This is a genomic window from Diplocloster hominis (assembly GCF_032380655.1).
Taxonomy (GTDB): Bacteria; Bacillota; Clostridia; order Lachnospirales; family Lachnospiraceae; genus Diplocloster; species Diplocloster hominis.
Map to the genome: position 1 here is coordinate 17,280 of NZ_JAWDIY010000028.1, position 21,438 is coordinate 38,717.

Annotated in this window: 18 protein-coding genes and 1 pseudogene; 3 read left to right on the forward strand and 16 right to left on the reverse strand. The window is 48.7% G+C overall.

What is annotated here, in order from left to right; translation table 11 throughout:
- Positions 1–151 precede the first annotated feature (151 nt).
- Together ABC831_RS20315 and ABC831_RS20320 are read left to right on the forward strand one after the other, a co-directional pair.
- Complete coding sequence (locus ABC831_RS20315; RefSeq protein ID WP_343249899.1) at positions 152–760, forward strand: type IV toxin-antitoxin system AbiEi family antitoxin domain-containing protein; 609 nt, start codon at positions 152–154, stop codon at positions 758–760.
- A pseudogene (locus ABC831_RS20320) lies at positions 760–1,677 on the forward strand (nucleotidyl transferase AbiEii/AbiGii toxin family protein). The gene ABC831_RS20315 and the pseudogene ABC831_RS20320 overlap by 1 nt, the downstream one beginning before the upstream one ends.
- 514 nt (positions 1,678–2,191) lie before the next feature.
- On the opposite strand, the gene ABC831_RS20325 reads toward ABC831_RS20320, so the two are convergent.
- The 4 genes from ABC831_RS20325 to ABC831_RS20340 all read right to left on the reverse strand — a co-directional run bounded on the left by ABC831_RS20325 (position 2,192) and on the right by ABC831_RS20340 (position 8,959).
- Positions 2,192–3,616: a spore germination protein gene (locus ABC831_RS20325; protein WP_343249900.1), complete on the reverse strand. Its 1,425-nt coding sequence runs from the start codon at positions 3,614–3,616 to the stop codon at positions 2,192–2,194.
- 251 nt (positions 3,617–3,867) lie between these two features.
- Positions 3,868–6,114 (reverse strand): DNA gyrase/topoisomerase IV subunit A, encoded by a 2,247-nt coding sequence (locus ABC831_RS20330; RefSeq protein WP_343249901.1) that lies wholly within the window; start codon positions 6,112–6,114, stop codon positions 3,868–3,870.
- Between the two features lie 13 nt (positions 6,115–6,127).
- The gene (locus ABC831_RS20335; RefSeq protein ID WP_343249902.1) at positions 6,128–8,050 is read right to left on the reverse strand and encodes a DNA gyrase/topoisomerase IV subunit B; all 1,923 of its coding nucleotides are present in this window, start codon (positions 8,048–8,050) and stop codon (positions 6,128–6,130) included.
- Between the two features lie 555 nt (positions 8,051–8,605).
- A complete protein-coding gene (locus tag ABC831_RS20340) occupies positions 8,606–8,959 on the reverse strand; it encodes a hypothetical protein (protein ID WP_343249903.1) in 354 nt (117 codons plus the stop codon).
- A 124-nt stretch (positions 8,960–9,083) separates the two neighbouring features.
- Between ABC831_RS20340 and ABC831_RS20345 the strand changes: the two genes are divergently transcribed.
- Entirely contained in the window at positions 9,084–9,290 is a 207-nt protein-coding gene (locus tag ABC831_RS20345; RefSeq protein ID WP_158350032.1) for a helix-turn-helix domain-containing protein, read from the forward strand.
- A 96-nt stretch (positions 9,291–9,386) separates the two neighbouring features.
- On the opposite strand, the gene ABC831_RS20350 is transcribed toward ABC831_RS20345, so the two are convergent.
- The 12 genes from ABC831_RS20350 to ABC831_RS20405 all read right to left on the reverse strand — a co-directional run bounded on the left by ABC831_RS20350 (position 9,387) and on the right by ABC831_RS20405 (position 21,320).
- Positions 9,387–10,976: a DEAD/DEAH box helicase gene (locus ABC831_RS20350; protein WP_343249904.1), complete on the reverse strand. Its 1,590-nt coding sequence runs from the start codon at positions 10,974–10,976 to the stop codon at positions 9,387–9,389.
- 268 nt (positions 10,977–11,244) lie between these two features.
- Positions 11,245–11,967, reverse strand: coding sequence for an amino acid ABC transporter ATP-binding protein (locus ABC831_RS20355; protein WP_343249905.1), 723 nt, complete (start codon positions 11,965–11,967; stop codon positions 11,245–11,247).
- The gene (locus ABC831_RS20360) at positions 11,954–12,658 is read right to left on the reverse strand and encodes an amino acid ABC transporter permease (protein ID WP_425524610.1); all 705 of its coding nucleotides are present in this window, start codon (positions 12,656–12,658) and stop codon (positions 11,954–11,956) included. Before ABC831_RS20360 ends, ABC831_RS20355 begins: the two co-directional genes overlap by 14 nt.
- 115 nt (positions 12,659–12,773) lie before the next feature.
- On the reverse strand, positions 12,774–13,652 hold the full coding sequence (locus ABC831_RS20365) for an ABC transporter substrate-binding protein (RefSeq protein ID WP_343249906.1): 879 nt from the start codon (positions 13,650–13,652) through the stop codon (positions 12,774–12,776).
- Between the two features lie 1,206 nt (positions 13,653–14,858).
- The gene (locus ABC831_RS20370; protein ID WP_343249907.1) at positions 14,859–15,686 is read right to left on the reverse strand and encodes an HAD-IIB family hydrolase; all 828 of its coding nucleotides are present in this window, start codon (positions 15,684–15,686) and stop codon (positions 14,859–14,861) included.
- 247 nt (positions 15,687–15,933) lie between these two features.
- Complete coding sequence (locus ABC831_RS20375; RefSeq protein ID WP_343249908.1) at positions 15,934–17,181, reverse strand: competence/damage-inducible protein A; 1,248 nt, start codon at positions 17,179–17,181, stop codon at positions 15,934–15,936.
- A gap of 2 nt (positions 17,182–17,183) precedes the next feature.
- Complete coding sequence (pgsA, locus tag ABC831_RS20380; protein WP_343249909.1) at positions 17,184–17,726, reverse strand: CDP-diacylglycerol--glycerol-3-phosphate 3-phosphatidyltransferase; 543 nt, start codon at positions 17,724–17,726, stop codon at positions 17,184–17,186.
- A complete protein-coding gene (rimO, locus tag ABC831_RS20385; RefSeq protein WP_343249910.1) occupies positions 17,710–19,050 on the reverse strand; it encodes a 30S ribosomal protein S12 methylthiotransferase RimO in 1,341 nt (446 codons plus the stop codon). The genes pgsA and rimO overlap by 17 nt, the downstream gene beginning before the upstream one ends.
- A gap of 189 nt (positions 19,051–19,239) precedes the next feature.
- Complete coding sequence (gene rpoZ, locus ABC831_RS20390) at positions 19,240–19,488, reverse strand: DNA-directed RNA polymerase subunit omega (protein ID WP_158350040.1); 249 nt, start codon at positions 19,486–19,488, stop codon at positions 19,240–19,242.
- A 43-nt stretch (positions 19,489–19,531) separates the two neighbouring features.
- On the reverse strand, positions 19,532–20,155 hold the full coding sequence (gene gmk / locus ABC831_RS20395) for a guanylate kinase (RefSeq protein ID WP_343249911.1): 624 nt from the start codon (positions 20,153–20,155) through the stop codon (positions 19,532–19,534).
- Entirely contained in the window at positions 20,148–20,426 is a 279-nt protein-coding gene (locus ABC831_RS20400) for a DUF370 domain-containing protein (protein ID WP_343249912.1), read from the reverse strand. The genes gmk and ABC831_RS20400 overlap by 8 nt, the downstream gene beginning before the upstream one ends.
- 15 nt (positions 20,427–20,441) lie before the next feature.
- Complete coding sequence (locus ABC831_RS20405; RefSeq protein ID WP_343249913.1) at positions 20,442–21,320, reverse strand: YicC/YloC family endoribonuclease; 879 nt, start codon at positions 21,318–21,320, stop codon at positions 20,442–20,444.
- Positions 21,321–21,438 lie beyond the last annotated feature (118 nt).

The window sequence follows — 21,438 nt, forward strand, 5'->3', positions numbered from 1 at the left end:
AATCCCCATTTACCAAAGTTGGCCGTAAATAGTAACATCAATTTCAATCGTGTGTGCTTTACTAAATTGATTTTTCGGGAAAAATCAGATATACTATAGTAAAGTACACAATCCATGAAAAATTTTTGTGTGGTTTAATAGAGGTAAAACAATGCTTGATGAAAAAATGATAGACGTTGTTAGAAAAATTTTTTCCGAACACGATTATATATTGACAACAGCCCAACTGGATTCCTACAGAATTTACTATGCTGATATTCAGCAGTTATTAAACGAGGGCTTCATTGAAAAAATAAAACGAGGCTATTATCATTGGGCGGAAACTTATGGCGAACAGGAAATTAAAATTATCAACCGTCTTTTCCCCGATGCGGTACTTTGTATGGAAACTGCTCTCTTTTACTATCAGTACTATGACCGCAATCCTGCCGAGTGGAATATTGCGATTGATAAAAATGTCTCCAGAAGCCGTACAAATATTGACTACCCCTTTGTAAAAGCATATCGGGTTGAGCCAATTTTAGTGCCTCTTGGCGAAACGAAAGGTAGTATTAACTATGTCGATGTCCGTATCTATGACCGTGACCGCACCATATGTGATGTACTGCGGAATATGAACAAAATGGATAAAGAGATTTTTAATAAGGCAATACAAGGGTATGTAAAGGACCCGAGAAAAAATATACCGAATCTTATGGAGTATGCAAAAGTATTGCGTATACAAAAGCGTGTAAAAGAACTGATTGGAGTGTGGCTGTGATGGCTGATGTAGCGGCATCTGTTTTGACAAAGCTTAAGAATAAGGCAAAGATGGCTGGTATCAGCTATCAGCAGTGCCTACAGCTTTTTATGCAGGAAGAATTTTTGCGGAAGCTCTAAAAGTCTGGATATGAGGATACTCTTATTCTCAAGGGTGGATTATTTATCTATACGCTTACCAATTTTGAAAGCAGAGCAACAATTGATGTAGACTTCTTGCTTCGCAGCGTTTCCAATTCATTGGACGAGGTGAATGCCCTTATCGTTAAAATTCTTGCTACGTCTACAGGCAATGATTATATTGAGATGAGTGCAAAAGGATTTGAGGAAATCTCACCTCAGAGGAAATATCAAGGGATCAGTACACAGATTATCGGAAAGATAAAAAATGTTCGAGTCCCCTTTAATGTGGATATTGGTGTGGGAGATGTGATTGTTCCCTGTGCCGAGCAGCGGACCATCCATACACAGCTTCCCGATTTTGAAGCTCCTGTCATTATGACCTATTCTCTTGAAAGCACTATAGCCGAGAAATTCGATGCGATTCTGCAGCGATTTGAACTGACAGGCAGAATGAAGGATTTTTATGATATTTATTATCTGGCGAGGGCTTTTGATTTTGACGGAGCGAGATTGCAGACGGCAATATTCAGGACACTGGAGTGCAGAGGAACACCCTACAATAAATATAGTTTCAAGCGTATTCTTACACTTGCCGGGGATATGGATATGCAGAAGCGTTGGAAATTCTTTTTGAAAACCATAAAAGATGATTCGCTTGAGTTTTCTGTAGTTATTGAGGAAATACAGAAATTCCTTGAGCCTGTGTTTGATGCGATTGTGAATGAGGATGAGTGGCAGGAACAGTGGAACTTTATTATGAAATGGAATAGAAAGGAAAGGAGTCCCAAATTATGAGTAGCGTACACGAAGGGCAAGTAATGTAATTGCGCTAACAGAAAAGCGTAGATGCTTAAAGAACGCTAAATATAAGGAACACATAGAAATTCTACAGGAGCTACAAAAATTGGCTATTAACTGGGTTGCAGAAAATTATAAAAAGCAAAAATTCCCAGAAAATGATTCATTAATAGTGAAGTGAGCTATTTCCATGCAGCTTGGTGAGAAAGAAGCACCGGATTCAGGATGCGGAGCGGCCTTCACGGCCGATCCGCAAGGGCCGCTGAGCCGGGAACGCATCATGCGTTCCTGGTGAATGGGCCCGGTTCCTGAATCCGGTGCTTCTTTCTCACCTAGCTGCTGCCAGCGCAAGCCCTCCGCTCGTCCAGAGTGACACCAACGGCTCCCGCTGCCTGGAGCAGTCCGGGAATCGGGCCGGTCACCGCAGCCTGATGCGCAGGGCATAGCCAAGCCTGAGGAAGAACCGTCTCTCCATCCCCTACCCGCTCCGGCCCTTACCTAAATTCCCCCCTCAAGACTCCCGCCCCCCCTGTGATCCCAGCTTAATCCGAAAAATCCTCCGGAACAGCTGTTTCCCATGGAAGGGGATCAGGGGATACAGATAGCTCTTGCCGGAAAGGGTACGGTTCAGGGCGATGGAGATGATCGTAATTAATATACCCGCTACGAATCCGAAAAGGTTAAACAGGGCTGTCAGGATCAAGGTGATAATCCGCATGAATTTCAGGGCGTAGCCCAGCTCAAAGCTGGCCTGACTGTAGTTGGCCACCGCTACGAAGGCCATGTATAGCATGACTTCCGAGTTGAACCAACCGGAGTTGACGGAAAATTCTCCCAGAACCAGGGCGGCGATTACACTTAAGGGAGTGGTCAGCATACTGGGGGTATTCAATGCGGCCAGACGCAGTCCGTCGATGGCCAGCTCCAGGATCAGGAACTGGAACAGGATCGGGATATTGACCTGGTCTTTTACCATGATGAAGGCAAAGCTTTCGGGAATCCACTGGGGGTTCTGCATCAGAAGAAGGAACAGGGGCGTCAGCAGGTACGTCATCAGCGTGATGGCGAAGCGGGATAACCTCAGGTAAGTGCCTGTGACCGGGGGAAAATAGTAGTCGTCCGCCTCTTCTACAATGTCAAAAATAGAGGTCGGCAGTATCATGGCGGAGGGGGAATTGTCCACCAGAATAATGATATTACCCTCCAGAAGAGCGGATGCGGCGGTGTCCGGCCGTTCGGTATGTTTTAATTTGGGAAAGGGATTAAACCATTTCCGGTGGTACAGGCATTCGGCCAGGCTTTCCTGGTTCATGGTCAGGGAATCTACCTGAATGTTCTTAATCCGTTCCTTCATCCGCTCCAGAAACTGGGTGTCTACCCGGTCGTCCATGGAACACACGACTACATCGGTTCGGGAGCTTCTTCCAACCTGAAGCATCTCCACCGACAGCTTTGGACTGCGGATTCGTCTTCGGATCAGTGCGGTGTTAAAGACGACCGTTTCCACAAAGCCGTCTCTGGAGCCCCGCAGCGTCTTATCCTTCTCCGGTTCTTCCACGCTGCGCATGGGATAGGTTCTGCAATCGATCGCCAGACAGGAATCATATCCGTCAATGAACAGGCAGAGCACACCGGAAAGAATGTTGGTAAGTATCGCATTCCAGTTATCCAGGATGTCCACTTCCACATACGGAAGGAATTGATGGGAAAATTCATGCATGTCTTTTGCCATCTCTTCCGCCTTGATCCCATAGAAAAATTCCAGCACTTTTTCCATGATATCATCTTTGACAAAGCCGTCTATAAAATAAAATCCGGCCTGCCGGTCTGCGATCTTCAAAGTCCGATATATGATGTCGAAATTCTTATCGGTATTCAGTTCTGAATTCAGATAATCAATATTATTCTTTAATACGGCTGATATTTCCTTCTTCACTCAAAAAACCTCTCTTCCAGACAGATGCAGCACCATACTCCATGGCGCTGCAATTAGTATGTCTGGAAAAGAGGCAAGTTATGTAAAAAATTAGTACGCCACCCTGTTTTTCCCTCCGATCAGGACCTGGGCGGGGAAACATCCCAGGTGGCAGCCTCCCGCTCCATCCATAAGCGGAAGGCTGCCAGGGAATCAAGACGCAGTCACTGGCAGGAATGAACCTGAAAGAGAAAACGCAGCATATCCGGTCATTAGAGGCGGATCTTACATCCTTTGGTATCCCGCTTACCGATTTTCAGCCGGTTCAGCTGGACGTGCTTTTCCTTATATTGAACATCCGTGTCCTGTCCTTCCTGGAGGAAATAGACGTGCTCCAGGGCGTCCCCTCTTAACAGTTTGATTCCCCTGACACCGATCGCCCCTTTCTTTTTCTCGGGCACTTCTTCCAGCGCGAAACGCAGGAATACACCGCTTACCGTTTGCAGCACGATCTGTGTACAGCTCCCGGCGATCTTCACACTGACCAGTTTATCCTGATCTGCAAGCTTAGTGGCTGCGATCGTCCGTTTTGATGCGTCGAACTCACTGCCGTCTACCTGTTTTAACATCCCCTGTTCTGTGGCAAATAGAAGCTTCTCCCCGCGGATATGTTCCAGAGCGTTGACGTAGACGATGTTTTCTCCGCTGCTGTCATAATTCCCCAGGTTGTCCATCGGCGTTCCCTTATCACGGAATCTGCCGTAAGGGACATCCATTACCTTGACCAGATGGAGCCTGCCGGTGTCTGTGAATACGCAGATCTTGTCCGTATTCATACAATTGATTACATATTTGTTCTCCGCATCGGCCGCTTCCTGGTTTCGGTCATAGACGGAGACATCGATGGTTTTGACATATCCGAAACGGTCCATCAGGAACACGACTTCCTGCTCTTCGATCTTCTTTTCCTCGAAGACCGCCTCTTTTGCGTTTTCGATCCTGGTCCTGCGGGGTACCGAGTATTCCGCGACGATCGCATCCATCTCTTCCTGGATTACCCGGGACATGACCGACGGAAGTTCCAGTATTTCCTGGTAATCTTCGATTCGGCGCAGTGTCTCCTTGTGTGCCTTCATTAACGCCTCGATCTCCAGTCCGATCAGCTTATACAGCCGCATTTCCAGGATTGCCTGCGCCTGCCGCTCTGTGAATTGCAGCTGGGCGGCGGCTTTTTCGGAGAATTTGCTCTTGAATTTTATGGGCCCGGTTTCGCCGTTGACCAGACAGGCTTTGGCGTCTTTTATATTTTTACTGCCCCGGAGGATCTCGATAATCAGATCGATAACATCACAGGCTTTTATTAAGCCTTCCTGTATCTCTTTCTTTTCCAGTTCCTTCTGCAGAAGCGTCTGATATTTTCTCGTTGTCAGCTCATATTGGAAATCCACGTGATGGCGGATAATATCTTTGATCCCCATGGTCTCCGGCCGGCCGCTTACCACCGCCAGCATGTTTACCCCGAAGGTATCTTCCAGTCTCGTCTTCTTGTAGAGCAGATTTTCCAGGTTTTGGGCATCCGCGCCTTTTTTTAACTCGATCACAATGCGGATTCCCTCTTTCGAGGACTGGTTCGAGATATCTACGATATCACTTGTTTTTTTCGTCTCTACCAGATTAAAAACATCATTCAGGAATTTTCCGATATTAGCCCCGATCATGGTATACGGGATCTCCGTGATGACCAGGCGCTCTTTTCCGCCTTTCACCGCTTCCACTTCCACTTTGCCGCGCAGACGGATCTTTCCGCTCCCTGTACGGTAGATGTCCAGAAGCTCATCCTTATTGACCACGATTCCGCCGGTAGGAAAATCAGGCCCCTCCACATACTGCATCAGTTCTTCCGTAGTGATATCCGGATGCCGCATGTAGGCTTTGACCGCTTCCACCACTTCGCCCAGGTTATGAGGCGGGATGCTGGTGGACATACCCACCGCGATTCCCTCCGAACCGTTGACCAGAAGATTCGGCACCCTGACCGGAAGCACCTCGGGTTCCTGTTCCGTAGAGTCGAAGTTGGGGATGAAGTCCACCACATTCTTGTCCAGATCCCCCAGAAAAGCTTCCTGCGTGATCTTCTGCAGGCGTGCTTCCGTATAACGCATGGCCGCCGCCCCGTCACCCTCGATCGAACCGAAATTCCCGTGCCCGTCCACCAGGGGCATTCCTTTTTTGAAATCCTGTGCCATCACAACCAGGGATTCATAGATGGAGCTGTCTCCATGGGGATGATATTTACCCATGGTGTCCCCCACGATTCTGGCGCACTTCCGATAGGGCCTGTCATAGCGGATTCCCAGCTCATACATATCGTACAGTGTTCTTCTCTGGACCGGTTTCAGACCGTCCCTGACGTCAGGAAGCGCCCTGGCTATGATAACACTCATCGCATAGTCGATGTAGGATTTCTGCATGATCTCTGAGAATTCCGTCCTGATTATCTGTTCCTGTGTTCCCTGCATCTTCCTTCACCTCCTATATATCCAGTTCCGCGTCCTGGGCATGTTCATAGATAAAAGCCCGTCTGGGCGGTACTTCGGTCCCCATCAGCATCTCCGTTACCTCTGAAGCCATTCTGGCATCCTCGATCTCCACCAGCTTTAACATCCGGGTCTCGGGATTCAATGTGGTTTCCCAGAGCTGTTCTGCGTCCATCTCACCAAGTCCTTTATAACGCTGCAGCGTAAACGTCCCGCTGTGCCTTCTCCGGTAGTGCTCCAGCGCTTTGTCATCATAGAGATATTCTTCCTCCCCTTTGGAAGGGATCGCCTTATACAGAGGCGGCATAGCGATATAGACATGTCCCTCATAGATCAGTTCCGGCATAAACCGGTAAAATAAAGTCAGCAGCAGCGTGGAAATATGGGCGCCGTCCACATCCGCATCGGCCATGATGATAATCTTCTCATACCGCAGCTTCGTGATGTCGAAATCATTCCCGTAGCCTTCGGAAAAGCCGCAGCCGAACGCATTGATCATAGTCTTGATCTCCGCGTTGGCCAGGACTTTATCAATACTGGCTTTTTCCACGTTCAGGATCTTACCGCGGATCGGCAGGATCGCCTGATACATCCGGTTTCTGGCCGTCTTTGCGCTGCCTCCGGCGGAATCTCCCTCTACTATAAATATCTCACACTCACTTGCATTCCTGCTCTCACAGTTGGCCAGCTTTCCGTTGGAATCGAAGGAAAACTTCTGTTTCACCAACAGGTTGGTCTTCGCCCGCTCCTCTGTTTTCCGGATTTTGGCCGCCTTCTCCGCGCATCCGATCACATTCTTCAGCGTATCCAGATTTTTATCAAAGAAAAGGATCACCTCATCCGTCGTCACCTTGGCCGTCGCCCGGGTGGCGTCAGGGTTGTCCAGCTTTGTCTTGGTCTGCCCTTCGAACCGCGGGGAAGGATGCTTGATGGATACCACCGCCGTCATCCCGTTTCGCACATCGGCGCCGGTAAAGTTCGAGTCCTTCTCTTTTAAAATCCCCAGTTCCCTGGCGTAGTTGTTGATCACGTTGGTAAAAGCGGTCTTAAATCCGGTCAGATGGGTCCCGCCTTCCGCGTTATATATGTTATTACAGAATCCCAGCACATTTTCCCGGAATTCGTTGATGTACTGGAAAGCGACCTCCACCATGATATTTTCGGATTCCCCTTTTAAATACACCACATCATGTACGGGTTCCACATTTTTATTCAGATCCTTGATGAAGCCGATAATGCCGTCTTCCTCATGGTATTCGATATGTTCGACCGTTTCTCCCCGACGGTCTTCAAAAATGATCGTAAGCTTTGGGTTCAGATAAGCGGTCTCATGGAGCCTGCTCTTCACCTCATCCGATTTGAAACGGGTCTTTTCAAAAATCGTGTCATCCGGCAGAAAATTAATGGTCGTCCCGGTCTTAGAGGATTTTCCCACCACCGGCAGCAGGCCGTTTTCCAGTTCAATCACCGGAATGCCCCGCTCATATCGGTCATGATGGATCAGTCCTTCCCGGCTGACCTTAATATCCAGATAAGCCGACAGGGCATTTACCACCGAAGATCCCACCCCGTGGAGTCCTCCGCTGGTCTTATATACGGAGTCGTCAAATTTTCCGCCCGCATGCAGCGTGGTAAATACAAGCCGCTCCGCCGACATCCCTTTTTTATGCATGCCAACCGGAATCCCCCGTCCGTTGTCGCTGACTGTGGCAGATCCGTCCTTTTCCAGGTATACCCATATTTTGTCACAAAACCCAGCCAAATGCTCGTCCACCGAGTTATCCACGATCTCATAGATCAGATGGTTCAAACCCTTCCGGGACACACTTCCGATATACATACCGGGCCGTTTCCGGACAGCTTCCAATCCTTCCAGCACGGAGATACTGTCCGCATCATACTTTACATTCTTCGTCATAGCTAACCTCACTGCTTAATTCTAAATGCTTCGTCTGTATTTCCAATACCAACACCCACAAAAGGTACGCGCTGCGTACCCTTTTCATAACATCTTTTTGATTATAGCACAGGAGTGGTTCTATTTTCCAATCATTCTCCCGTATCCGTAAAAATTAATTCCTATCCTCATGGAGCGGCTACGCCGCGGCCCCGCCCGCAGGACATGCATGAGCATTACGGACTATCAGAAATGGCATACATCCTAGGAATCTCTGCACAGTCATATCCCAGTCCGCACAAACGCATCGAAAACAGGAACATATGTTTGTATTATTATAATATAAAATACTGCAACCCGCAAGTAATATTTCACAACCAATTTTTCTGCCAATGATTCCAACCTAATTTTTCTAACTCATATATTAAGCTGATTTTATCAGTCAAATTATCCAGCCAATTCATCCAACCAATTTATCCAGACAATATTACCGCTGGCAAGTTAGCGCCGGCCCGCCGCCAATCTGAAGTTAACATGCCAACAGCGTTATCCGTTCCCAGACCTGTGTTTTTTCAATTACAATCCGCTGATAAAAAACCGCAGACCGTCCAACACTCCACGCGCATAGCACAAGTCTGATGTCCTTTCCATGGTACAGTCCCTGGTCAGCATAAAACTCTCTATTTTATCAATCTGAGCCTGCGACAGATCCCGGTAAATCTCGAAATAGGATTCCGCGGCCTCATCTTCCTCTTTTTTGTACTGTTGTAATTTATCATCCCGATCGAGTATCTCTTCCATACGCTGCTTCTTCAGATCGATCAATATATCCTGAAGTTCAGCCGTAATATCCTCAGCTGATTCTTTGCAGAACAGCTGTTTCAACTTTTCCATTAAAAACTTTTCCGTCTCTGATTGTGGTATGTTCATTCGACTCCTCCTCATTCACCATACCTCAATTTTCAGGGAGGTCATAAATCTGACCCCTGATTCTTAGGTCTATGATTAAAAAATACTTAAATTTATAATAGAAAAAAAGGGGAATGGATTAAAAATGATTACTTATGAACCTTTATGGAAAACACTAAAGCAAAAAGGCATATCAACTTACGCGTTAATTGTAAAGCATAATGTCAGCAAGGGCACGATTTACCGACTCCGTCACGGTCAGGGTATTACTTTACACACGGTGGAATATTTGTGTGATATTTTGGATTGCAATATAGAAGATATTGTACAATACAAAAAAGAGAATGATTAAAAGCCTTTTATAAGGCTTTTTTTATTCAATAGGAATGCATTCCTATTGAATAAAATCCACACCCGGAATCGGCAGACGGCCAAAAGCAAAATGCCGCTATTTTTGATTCGCCGGTTCTATGTTAATCGATCTTCCCTTGATTTTAGCGTGATCCATCGCATGCAGGACATCCATGGCATATTCACGGGGAACCTCAACAAATGTATATTTATCATACATATCAATGGAACCGATTAATTTGCCGGGCATTCCGCTCTCTCCCGCGATCGCTCCCACGATATCCCCAGGCCTGATATTCTGTTTTTTACCCGCATTGATGAAGAGGCGTACCATACCTTCTTCTTCCGCGCCGGTATTCAATAGCTGCGAAGTATCCTCATCCTGAGCGGCATCGTCAGTATTCGTAATCAGCTTCAGAAAAGCCGCAGCCAGATCCATGGCCGTATAATCCGATTCATTTACACGATCCTGGATCATCTGGATCATGGAGGTAAGATCTTCATCCTGGATCAGCTGCTCCACCTGATGGAAAATCTTTTCCTGTTTTGTGGCGGCCACATCATTTACCGACGGCACCGGCCGGGCATATATTTTGGTCTTACAGTACCGCTGGATCTCTTTTAATTTATATACTTCTTTTCCCACTACAAAGGAAAATGCCGTTCCATTCCTGCCGGCCCGCCCGGTTCTGCCAATCCGGTGTACATAATACTCATCATCCTGAGGAATGTCGTAATTGAAAACAGCCTCCACGTCATCCACATCAATCCCCCGGGCCGCCACATCCGTAGCCACCAGTATATCCGTCTTACCTTTCCGGAAACCATTCATGACACGATCCCGCTGAGACTGCTTCATATCTCCATGCAGTCCCGCCGCAAAGTAGCCTCTTCCAACCAGCCCGCTCACCAGTTCATCCACCTGTTTTTTCGTGTTGCAGAACACCAGCGACAGATTCGGATCATACATATCCAGAAGCCTGCACAGCACCTCTTCTTTATTTTTGGGTCTGACCTCGTAGTAGAACTGATCGATACTGGGAACCGTCAGCTCTTTTTTTACTACCCGGATCAGTTCCGCATCCTTCTGATAGGTTTTCGCGATATCCATAATCGGCTTGGGCATGGTAGCCGAGAACAGAATCGTCTGCCGTTCTTCAGGGATTTCTCTTAATATGGTCTCGATATCATCCCGAAAACCCATGTTCAGCATTTCATCTGCTTCATCCAGAACCACCGTGTTCACATCTTCCAACCGGATCGTCTTTCTTCGCATATGGTCCATAATTCGTCCGGGCGTACCGATAATAATCTGTATCCCCGCCTTCAGCGAACGGATCTGTTTTACGATCTCCTGCCCTCCATATATCGGAAGGATCTTAATTCCATGCAGATACCTGGAAAGATTCCGGATCTCGTCTGCCACCTGAATAGCCAGCTCCCTGGTGGGGCATAGTACCAGAGCCTGAAGCTTTTTATTTTTTGGATCTACTTTCTCCAATATGGGGATACCGAAAGCCGCCGTTTTACCGGTCCCCGTCTGCGCCTGGCCGATCAGGTCTTTCCCCTGCATCGCTGCCGGAATCGCTTTCGCCTGTATCGGAGAAGCCTCCTCAAATCCCATTGTTACTGTTGCCTTTACGATCTGCTCGGACAATCCGAGCTCATCAAATCTGATTGTTTCCATAGAATTCCTTTCTGTCTTCCTTTACTTTTCCCCGCTGTCTTTCCCTTTATGCTGTCAATTACCACATTCTTATATTTAACACAAATTCGAGTATATCATACCTATTGATTTTATAGCAAGAAAAAAACTGTTGTAAAACAGGAACCGCTAATTTTACAACAGTTTCTTTTAGTTTTTATAGCTATGAGCATTTAATGCCCGTATTTTGGGCATTTACGTGCGATGCATGAAAAATAGTCAGCGAGGTATTTTCGAGCGCTACTATTTTTTACAGAACTTTCGACAGGAAATCCCTCAATCTGGGGTTTTTAGGGTTAGCAAAGAACTCAATCGGTTCATTTTCTTCCTGTACGATTCCCTCATCGATGAAGAGAACCCGGTTTGCGACCTCTCTGGCAAACCCCATCTCATGGGTCACCACTACCATGGTCATCCCATCGTGCGCCAGCTCTTTCATCAGTTCCAACACTTCACCCACCATCTCAGGATCCAGGGCAGAAGTCGGCTCATCAAAAAGCATGACATCCGGGTTCATGGCCAATGCCCGGATAATTGCGATCCTCTGCTGCTGCCCGCCGGACAGCTGCCTGGGATAAGCGTCGGCTTTTTCCTCCAGGCCGATTCTCTTTAAGAGTTCCATGGCCCGGTCATCCGCTTCTTTGTCACTGATACCCATCAGTTTTCTGGGGGCAAGCGTGATGTTCTCTTTCACAGACAGATGGGGAAACAGATTAAACTGCTGAAATACCATTCCCATCTTCTGTCTCAGTTTATTGATATTGCAGGACGGATCTGTGATATTCGTACCTTCAAACCAGATCTCGCCGCCGGTCGGCTCCTCCAGCCGGTTCAGGCACCGCAGGAATGTGGACTTGCCGGACCCGGACGGACCGATTACCACCACTTTTTCCCCTTTATCAATATGCTGGTCTATACCGGCCAGGACCAAATGATCGCCAAAGGCTTTCTGAAGATTTTTAGTTTCGATCACCTCTTGACATCCTCCTTTCCAGTAAGCTCAACAATTTCGTCAATATCATTACAATTACCAGGTAGCAAAGCGCTGCCACGACTAACGGCGGGACAATGTCCCAGGTACGGCTGCCGATGTACTGGGCCATTTTGGTCAGATCCGATACCGCGATCACACTGGCCACGGAGCTTTCCTTGACCAATACGATAAATTCATTTCCCAGGGCCGGAAGCGCATTGCGAAATGCCTGCGGCAGGATGATATAGCGCATAGTCTGAAGATCATTAAAGCCAAGAGAACGCCCGGCCTCCGTCTGGCCTTTATCGATAGATTCGATGCCTCCGCGGATAATCTCCGCCACATAGGCTCCTGAATTAATTCCGAAACAGATTCCGGCACACAGAAGCGGATTCGAATCTCTGGATGTGAATATCATATTGTAAATAATCAGCAGCTGGACCATTACCGGCGTACCGCGGATCACCGTCACATAAATACCGCAGATTTTGCCAAGCCAGTGAAGCCCCCGGATCTTAGAGGAAATCACCCGCACCACAGCTACCAGCACACCGATAATGATACCGATGGCGATAGCCATCAGGGATATCAGCAGGGTATTCTTAATTCCCTCCGCATAGGCCAGGTAGCCCTGATTCATGAATACCGCATTATAAAATGGCTCTATCAAACCCCATAGAAAATCCTTCATACGTTCCAAAACCCTTTCTGTCTATCGTGCTCTTTTCTTTCCTTGCCTTCAGCAGCGCATTTCTTCCGGAGAATAAAGGCAGACGAAAACGTCTGCCTTACGAATCCGGTAAATCTTATTTTGCAGTGGTATGTTTCGCGAAGAATTCGTCAATGGTTCCGTCTGCGATTAATTTCTCAATAATCGGATTGATCTTATCCAGTAATTCCTGGTTCCCTTTCTTAACAGCGATCGCGTAGCTGTCTACAAACAAGGGATCTCCTTCCAGGATCTTCAAAGCGCCGCCAGATCCTGCCACCAGCTCTTCCGCCGGATACTGGTCCATAACGATGCAGTCGATCTTGTCATTTTTCAGGTCTTCCGCTGCCTGAGCGAACTTCGTGTAACGAACGATCTTCTCGGGCTTGCAGTTCTCTTCATCGGACACATACAGATCCGCTATATTTCCCTGCTGAACACCAACGATCTTATCATTCAGCTCATCAAAGGTAGGGGTGCTGACACGTCCCTGGGAAGCATTCACCACAACCACTTCCGTAGAATCCACATATTTACTGGAGAAGTCCATCACCTTCTGGCGCTCTTCATCCACCGACACGCCAGCAGCTACCATGTCCACCTTACCCTGCTGAACAGCCAGCAGCGCGCCGTCAAAGTCCATGTTCTGAATTTCCAGAGTCATTCCCAGAGCATCAGCAATCGCCTGGCAGATATCCATATCAACACCTACCACCTTATCCCCATCCAGATATTCATAAGGGGCAAAACCTGCCTCAGTACCTACAATCAGCGTTCCGCCTTCGCCCGCCGCGTCGTCCGCAGGTGCCGCGGTATCCGCAGGAGCTGCCGTATCCGCAGGTGCCTCACTGGCTTCCGGAGCCTGAGCCGCTTCCGGAGTAGCCGCAGGAGCTGCCGGTTCTTCTTCTTTACTACCGCAGGCGGTCATAGACACAACCATAGCCGCGGATAACATTACTGCCAATAATTTTTTCATTTCATTTCCTCCTCTTAATTCATAACCATTCACAAATATGCATATTTATACGCGCACAACTGTATTTTAACTGCTTTCCCGCTAAAATACAAGTATTTTCGCAGGAATCTTCTAACTTTTGTTACTGCTTCCGGTAAGCGGGGTGTTTGGCTTAGGGCCGGGATGCTTGGCTTAGGGCTGAGTTGCTTGGCTTAGGGCCGGGATGAGAGGGAAGGGCCGGGGGATTCGGAACCGGAGGGCATATCTCGTGGGGACAAATCACTTCGGCCGGACCTAAGAACGGGTAACTCCGAAGGCGGGAGAACCTCTTATTGGCAGGGCCTGGAACAAACTCGCCAAAGGACGGCTCGGACAGTGTTCCAGGCCCTGCGAGGTTCTCCCACCATCTCCGTAACCCGTTCTAAGGCCCGGTCTCAAGTGATTTGTCCCCACGAGATATGCCCCCCGGTTCCGAATCCCCCGGCCCTTCCCTCTCATCCCTACTTTACCAAAAGCTTTTGTCCATATTGCATAAAGCTGGAGGTTCATGCACGATAGGGGCCGATACTATAGAACACAATACTATGGAACCCAATACTATAGAACACAGGCTATAGAACACATGCTATAGAACACAATACTATAGAACACATACTATATAACACAGGCTATAGAACGCATGCTATAGAACACAGGCTATAGAACGCATGCTATAGAACACAGGCTATAGAACACAGGCTATAGAATGCATACTATAGAACACATACTTAGAACCCGCTGATACTGGAGTGTTATGAGTTTTTTAGCGCACTTATGAAACAGAACTGTACATTCAAAAGGGAAGCGGACTTAACTGCTAATAATTCACCAAAGCAGGGAGGAACCCTGGGGGGCGGGACGCGTACGTCTGGGATGAGAGGCGGGGCGGGCACCTGTCCTTTGACGGGCATAGGGCGGCTGAGCAGCTGCTTAGTGCCATCCCGCCGGCAGACTCAGGATGCACGGCGGACTTCACGTCCGACGGGCAAGGGCCACTGAACCGGAAACGCATCATGCGTTTCTGGTGAATTGGCCCGGTTCCTGAGTCTGCCGGCGGGATGGCACTTAGCAGCTGCCAGCAGACAGCCCTCCGCCCGTCAAAGGACAGGTGCCCGCCCCGCCTCCCATCCCAGACGTACGCGTCCCGCCCCCCAGGGTTCCTCCCGGCCCTTAGTCCCCGGCCCTTAGTCACCTCCCCCCTTCAAGTAACTCCACCGCATCAGCCACCGCGCCCTGCATGCAGGGGCCTGCCAGCAGATCCGCCTTTTCGCGGACTTCCGGCTCCGCCTCCTGTACCGCTATGGACAGATCCGCTTCGCGGAACATGCTCAGGTCGTTGTAGCTGTCTCCTACGGTGACCAGTCGTTTGACTTTGGCGCCGAGAAGGGTGCGGAGTTTTTTAAGGCCTGTGCCTTTGTCACATGCGGCGTCGATCATTTCCAGAAAGTAGGGAGCGGTTATCATGACGTGGATTCCCCGACCGCTATGGTGGGCTTCGAAATAGGCCTGGGCTTCCCGCATCCGGTCTCCGGTGACGAGGAACAGGATCTTGGTCCAGTCAGGATACAGGCCTTCCATGGTGCCGTCTACGTATTGGCCCGATGACTTGAAACGGTCCAGGCGGTATCTGAGGTCGCCTACGGCGTATTTCCCCTCTTCGATGATTGTGTAGGTGTTGTCCGCTACGATCATGACACCGATGTCCGGGAATTGTTTTCGCATGTCCGCCAGGATCTCTTCGGCTTCTTTGGGCAGGTAGACTTCGGATATGACTTTTCTCTGCTGAAAATCATAGAGCTGCATTCCGTTGACACAGATTCCGGGGACATTGACCGGTACCTGATTGACGATGTCACAGGTCATGGCGTAGCCCCGGCCGGTGCATACGGTAAACATGCCGCCTTCCTTTACAAAATGTTGGATCGCTTCTATATTCCTCTGTGGTATCTCGTTGAAGTTCGCCAGCGTTCCGTCTATATCTGTCGCCAGCAGTATTCCGTCGAATTTTCCGCTCATATTCGTTTCCTCCATCCTGATATTTTTTATGCCTTGATTTTTTTATGCCTTGAACTTTTTATGTCCTGATACTTATTAAATATATGACAATTTTTTGCATAAAAATTGCCGGTGAAGTGAGTGCTGTAAGGGATAAATGATATACTTTACAGCGCCCCTTACTGCATAGCCTTCGGGCGGGGCGCAGCGCAGCTGCTCTATAAGGTATCCCTTACGTACTTTTCCACGGCAATTTTTTGTTTTATGGTTATTTATAATTTGCCAGAATACAGTCTCTTAAGAGCACCAGGGAATTGACTACTGAATATTCTCTGATTTTCTCACGGTTTCCTTTGAATTGGAATTTGCGGACCGTAACTTTATCTTTCATATAACAGGAGATGTAGACCAGGCCCACCGGCTTGTCCTCGGTACCTCCGTCAGGCCCGGCGATGCCGGTGATAGCCACACAGACATCAGACCCGGTGGAAAGCACTCCGCCTTTGGCCATTTCTTTTGCGCACTGTTCGCTGACTGCGCCGTGGTCTTTTAATGTGCTCTTCTTGACATCCAGCAGTTTTTTCTTGGCCCGGTTGGAGTAGGTGACCAGGCCCTGTTTGAACACATCGGATACTCCCGGTACGTTGACCAGACGGGCTGAGAGCATGCCGCCGGTGCAGGACTCCGCTGTCGTCAAGGTCAGGTTGTTTTTTTTCAGAAGCTTTATCACTGCTTCTTCCAGAGTCACCTGTTCTTCGGTGGTGTAGATATAGTCCTCGAATCTGGATTTTAATTCTTTTACCAGCGGTTTGGTTAATTTCTTCGCTTCCTCTTCCGTTTCTCCCTTGGCGGTCACACGAAGATGTACTTCGCCGATCTTGGCGTAAGGGGCCACCGTCGGATTCGTCTGGGAATCGATCAGATCCACGATTTTCGTTTCCACCATACTCTCACCCATACCGCAGATCTTGACCATCTGGGAATAGATGACCTCCGGCTGCCTGTTCCTCAGATACGGGAAGATATCGTGCTCAAACATAGGGATCAGTTCGTTGGGAGGGCCAGGAAGGAGGATTACCGCTTTTTCCCCCTCTTCTATGATGATACCCGGCGCCGTGCCGTTGGCATTGTCCACAACGATGGAGTCCTTTGGCACCAGTGCCTGTTTCCAGTTATTCTCCGTTATCACTTTGAACTGGCTGTTTTTGAAGAAGGCCTGAATCCGCTCTTTGCTGCGGGCATCCTCCACCAGCTCGCGGCCCATCACTTTTGCTGTCACTTCCTTGGTCAGGTCATCTTTGGTGGGCCCGAGCCCTCCGCTTAATATGACCACATCGGAACGGTCCACCGCTGTTTTCAGCGTTTCCGCCAGACGTTCTTCGTTATCCCCCACTACCGTTTGATAATACAGGGATAAGCCCAGCTGTGCGCATTTTTCAGAAAGATAGGCTGCATTTGTATTTACAATATTTCCCAAAAGCAGTTCCGTACCGACAGAAATCAGTTCTACTACCATGGTTATTTACTCCCTTCGCTTATAACGCTTTTGTTCTTTACCAGATAATCAATGAGTGAAATGACCGTAAGGGCCAGGGCCAGATATAGGAAGAGTGTCTCCAGGATACTGAAAACCCCTCCCAGATCTGCGATTAAAAGACAGATCATAATCATCTGGGCCGTCGTTTTGAACTTTCCCCAGTAGCTGGCTGCGATTACTACACCGCTGTCCGCCGCTACCAGGCGGAAACCGCTGATGATGAACTCCCGGCTGATGATGATGATGACGATCCAGGCCGCCAGGCGGTCCATAGCCGTCAGGCAGATCATTGCGGAGCAGACTAACAGTTTGTCTGCCAGAGGATCCATAAATTTTCCGAAATTAGTGACCAGATGGTATTTTCTGGCGATTTTTCCATCCAGCAGGTCCGTCAGGCTGGCGATGATGAATAGCGCCAGTGCGATCCATTTGGAAGCCGGGCCGGCCAGATCCACCAGCATGAAAAGGACAAAAAACGGTATCATTCCGACACGTAAAATGGTCAGCTTATTGGGCAGATTCATCGGCTATCTCTCCTATCAAATCATATTCTTCGGCACCGGTAACCTTGACCTTGACGAAATCTCCGGACATCAGTTCCTCATCGGTCTGGATGAACAGATATCCGTCCACATTGGGAGCGTCCCGGTACGTTCTGGCCACATAGGCATTCTCATCGGCTACTCTGCCCTCCACCATGACCAGCAATTCCCTGCCGATCATCTGCTGGGCCATATCAAAAGCGATCTCCTGCTGGAGGCTCATCAGATCATCCTGGCGCTCCTGCTTTATCTCCTCAGGAACCTGATCGGGCATCCCTTCTGCCGGGGTGTTCTCTTCCGGTGAGTAGGGAAAGACACCGAGGCGGTCGAATTCCATCTCATCTACGAATTCCATCAGTTCTACATGGTCACTCTGCGTCTCTCCCGGGAATCCTGTGATCAGTGTGGTGCGCAGAGCGATATCCGGTATCCTCTCCCTCAGCCTGCTTACGATATCGGTCAGCTGCTTTTTAGTGGTCCTGCGGCCCATGCGTCTTAGGATATCATCGTTGGCATGCTGGATCGGCAGATCCAGATAGTGGCAGACCTTCGGTTCTGAACGGATCGTATCGATCAGCTCTTCCGTGATCTCCTCCGGATAACAATAGAGAATCCGGATCCAGCGCAGTCCTTTGATTTTGCACAGTTTGTGCAGGAGAGCGGGCAGGCTCTTTTTCCCATACAGGTCCACACCATAGACCGTGGTCTCCTGGGCGACCAGGATCAGCTCCTTTACTCCCTGCGCCGCCAGATCCTGCGCTTCCAATATAAGTTCCTCCATTGGGACACTGCGGTAATTGCCGCGCAGCTTCGGTATAATGCAGTAGGTGCAGTGTTTGTCGCATCCCTCTGCTATTTTCAGATATGCAAAATGTCCGCCTGTAGTAACTAACCTGCCGTGGGCATGGCCGGGAAGCCTGGACAGTTCGGGACAGGACAGCAGATGCCCCTGCCCTTCCCGGAGTTCATCCAGCGTCCTGACGATCTCATCGCAGGCCGTAGTCCCCAGCACCGCATCCACTTCCGGAATTTCATCTATGATCTCCTGCTGATAGCGCTGTGCCATACAGCCGGTGACGATCAGGAACTGACAGGGTCCGTCCTTTTTATATTCTGCCATTTGCAGAATCGTATTCACACTTTCTTCTTTTGCGTCGTGAATAAAGCAACAGGTGTTGATAATAATAACCTCGGCCTGTGTCTCATCATCCGTAAATGTATATCCGGATGCCGCCAGATCCCCAAGCATTGCCTCAGAATCCACCAGGTTTTTGTCGCAGCCCAGAGATACGAATAAAATTTTCATAACCTATCCTCTTTCAATAATAAATATGACTCATCTGTGCTCTTTGCCTATGCGGACTACAAGAAAGACGAAGGTCCTGTCCGCCGGGACCGTATGCTGCTGCCACGTCCTTTCCAAAACCTTCGTCCGGTATCCTATTTCATTTTCACTGCTATTTTCCCGCTATGGCCGGCAAGCGCCTGCCGGGTGTTATTCGTCTTCCTTAGACTCTTCTTCCCCAACGATCTTGATCTTGGAGTGATAGAGTTCATCGATGGCGATGGACAGAGGCTTTCTGCCGTCATCCCTGACTAACGGTTCCTCGCCTCCGATCAGCTGCCTGGCTCTCTTAGCCGTGGCGAGTACGATGGAATATCTGCTGTTTACGACAGGTGTTTCGCCGACCTCCACGTCTTTGTTTACCACTTTCATTAAATCTGTGTAAGATGGATGTAACATAATTAAAATCTCCTTTCAACCTGTTTCCTGTTCAGAGTGTTATTCAGAATTCTTTTAATTCCTTTCTGAACTGATTCATAAACTCTATATTGCGCGCAGCGCGGTAATGTTCATTCTGAATGATCTGATGCATGGTTTCCACACACTCTTCCAATACATCATTGACGATCAGGTAATCATATTCCTCGATCCCCTCCGCCTCCTCAGCAGCCCTCTTTAACCTGCAGCGAATCGTGTCGCAGTCTTCCGTGCCTCTGTTCTCCAGCCGCGTCCTGAGTTCCTCTGAGGTGGGAGGCGTAACAAATAAGAGCAGCGCCCCGGGGAAATCCTTTTTCACCTGTCTGGCACCCTGGATCTCTATCTCCAGGATCACATCCTTGCCAAGAGCCATCTGTTCCTCCACATAGGCCTTCGGCGTACCATAGTAATTATTGACATAACAGGCGTATTCTATAAGCTCCTGTTGTGCGATCATCTGTTCAAATTCTTCCCGTGTCCGGAAGAAATATTCCCGGCCGTCCTGTTCTCCCGGTCTGGGAGATCTGGTGGTCGCCGATATGGACAGCGCATACAGGTCCTCGTAACGGCTCAGCAACCCTTTCATCAGAGTACCCTTCCCGGCTCCGGAAAATCCGGATACCACCGTCAGAATCCCTTTCCTATTCATCCATATCTTCCTCTTCTTTCGTCAAATATTCGGTATCATTGGAGACACGTCTGGCAATCGTCTCCGGCTGCAGGGCCGACAGCACGATATGGTCGTCGTCCATGACGATCACACCCTTTGTCTTGCGTCCCTGCGTGGCGTCCACAGCTCTTCCGTCTTCTTTTGCTTTTTGGACCATTCGTTTTACGGGAGCTGCTTCCGGACTCACCACCGCGACAATTCTGCTGGTATTGACTCCATTTCCAAATCCTACATTGATCAACCTAGCCATGTGCATCCATTTCCTTTACTCAATGTTCTGAATCTGTTCCCGTACTTTTTCAATTTCTGTTTTCAAATCAATGGCCACGTTGGATATCTCCATATCGTTGGCTTTCGACAGGATTGTATTGGCTTCCCGGTTCAACTCCTGCGCGATGAAATCCAGCTTCCGGCCCACACCGTCTCCTGCTGACAGAGCCGCCTTGGTTCCCGCAATATGGCTGCGCAGACGGACCATCTCCTCATCCACACAGATTTTATCCGCATAGATCACCACCTCCGTGGCGATCCGGCTTTCCTCGATCTGTGTGTCAGCCAGCAGCTCTTTCACCTTCTCCTCCAGCTTTTCCCGGTATTCCCGGATGATTTCGGGAGAACGGCGCTCGATCTCATCCACCAGCACAGACATCCCGTCAAGCTTCGCCAGCAGATCATTCTTCAAATGCTCGCCTTCCACCAGTCTGGTCTCTACAAACTGTTCTGCCGCCCCCTTCAAGGCCTGTTCCAGCAGCGCCCACAGCTCCTTCTCATCCGGAGCCTGATCTTCCAGCGTAAACACTTCCGGAAGTCTCGCCAGAGTAGACACTTGGATACTGTCTTCCAGCTCAAAATCCTGAGCCATCTTCTTCATATACTGAAGATACTCGGCTGCGATATCCGAATTATATCGAAGCGCCAGTTTATTTTCTGTGAAATCTTCATATGAAATAAAGACGTCCACCTTACCTCGCTGTATGTAATTCTTCAACAGACTGCGGATTGCTGTCTCGAAAAAAGCCAGTTTCTTAGGCATACGGATATTGATGTCCAGATAGCGGTGGTTAACCGCCTTCATTTCGACCAGAAACTTCCGATTCTCATCCTGAGCCTCACTTCTGCCAAAGCCCGTCATACTTTTTACCATGAAAGTTTTCTCCTGTCTTTGGGATTTCTGCGCACAAAAATCCATACTATTTTTCATTATAACTGCTTTTGCGGGGCACGTCAATGCGGTTTTTAGTTAAGCTGTTATCCAATAGAAT

Coding starts and splice junctions, on each gene's coding strand:
- rimO (WP_343249910.1), bottom strand. CDS start 19,050: ATGAAAATTTTATTCGTATCTCTGGGCTGCGACAAAAACCTGGTGGAT.
- ABC831_RS20375 (WP_343249908.1), bottom strand. CDS start 17,181: ATGGTAGTAGAACTGATTTCTGTCGGTACGGAACTGCTTTTGGGAAAT.
- ABC831_RS20405 (WP_343249913.1), bottom strand. CDS start 21,320: ATGGTAAAAAGTATGACGGGCTTTGGCAGAAGTGAGGCTCAGGATGAG.
- gmk (WP_343249911.1), bottom strand. CDS start 20,155: ATGAATAGGAAAGGGATTCTGACGGTGGTATCCGGATTTTCCGGAGCC.
- ABC831_RS20350 (WP_343249904.1), bottom strand. CDS start 10,976: ATGGAAACAATCAGATTTGATGAGCTCGGATTGTCCGAGCAGATCGTA.
- ABC831_RS20330 (WP_343249901.1), bottom strand. CDS start 6,114: ATGCAGGGAACACAGGAACAGATAATCAGGACGGAATTCTCAGAGATC.
- ABC831_RS20315 (WP_343249899.1), top strand. CDS start 152: ATGCTTGATGAAAAAATGATAGACGTTGTTAGAAAAATTTTTTCCGAA.
- ABC831_RS20370 (WP_343249907.1), bottom strand. CDS start 15,686: ATGAGCGGAAAATTCGACGGAATACTGCTGGCGACAGATATAGACGGA.
- pgsA (WP_343249909.1), bottom strand. CDS start 17,726: ATGAATCTGCCCAATAAGCTGACCATTTTACGTGTCGGAATGATACCG.
- ABC831_RS20400 (WP_343249912.1), bottom strand. CDS start 20,426: ATGGCTAGGTTGATCAATGTAGGATTTGGAAATGGAGTCAATACCAGC.
- ABC831_RS20345 (WP_158350032.1), top strand. CDS start 9,084: ATGATTACTTATGAACCTTTATGGAAAACACTAAAGCAAAAAGGCATA.
- ABC831_RS20340 (WP_343249903.1), bottom strand. CDS start 8,959: ATGAACATACCACAATCAGAGACGGAAAAGTTTTTAATGGAAAAGTTG.
- ABC831_RS20365 (WP_343249906.1), bottom strand. CDS start 13,652: ATGAAAAAATTATTGGCAGTAATGTTATCCGCGGCTATGGTTGTGTCT.
- ABC831_RS20360 (WP_425524610.1), bottom strand. CDS start 12,658: ATGAAGGATTTTCTATGGGGTTTGATAGAGCCATTTTATAATGCGGTA.
- rpoZ (WP_158350040.1), bottom strand. CDS start 19,488: ATGTTACATCCATCTTACACAGATTTAATGAAAGTGGTAAACAAAGAC.
- ABC831_RS20335 (WP_343249902.1), bottom strand. CDS start 8,050: ATGACGAAGAATGTAAAGTATGATGCGGACAGTATCTCCGTGCTGGAA.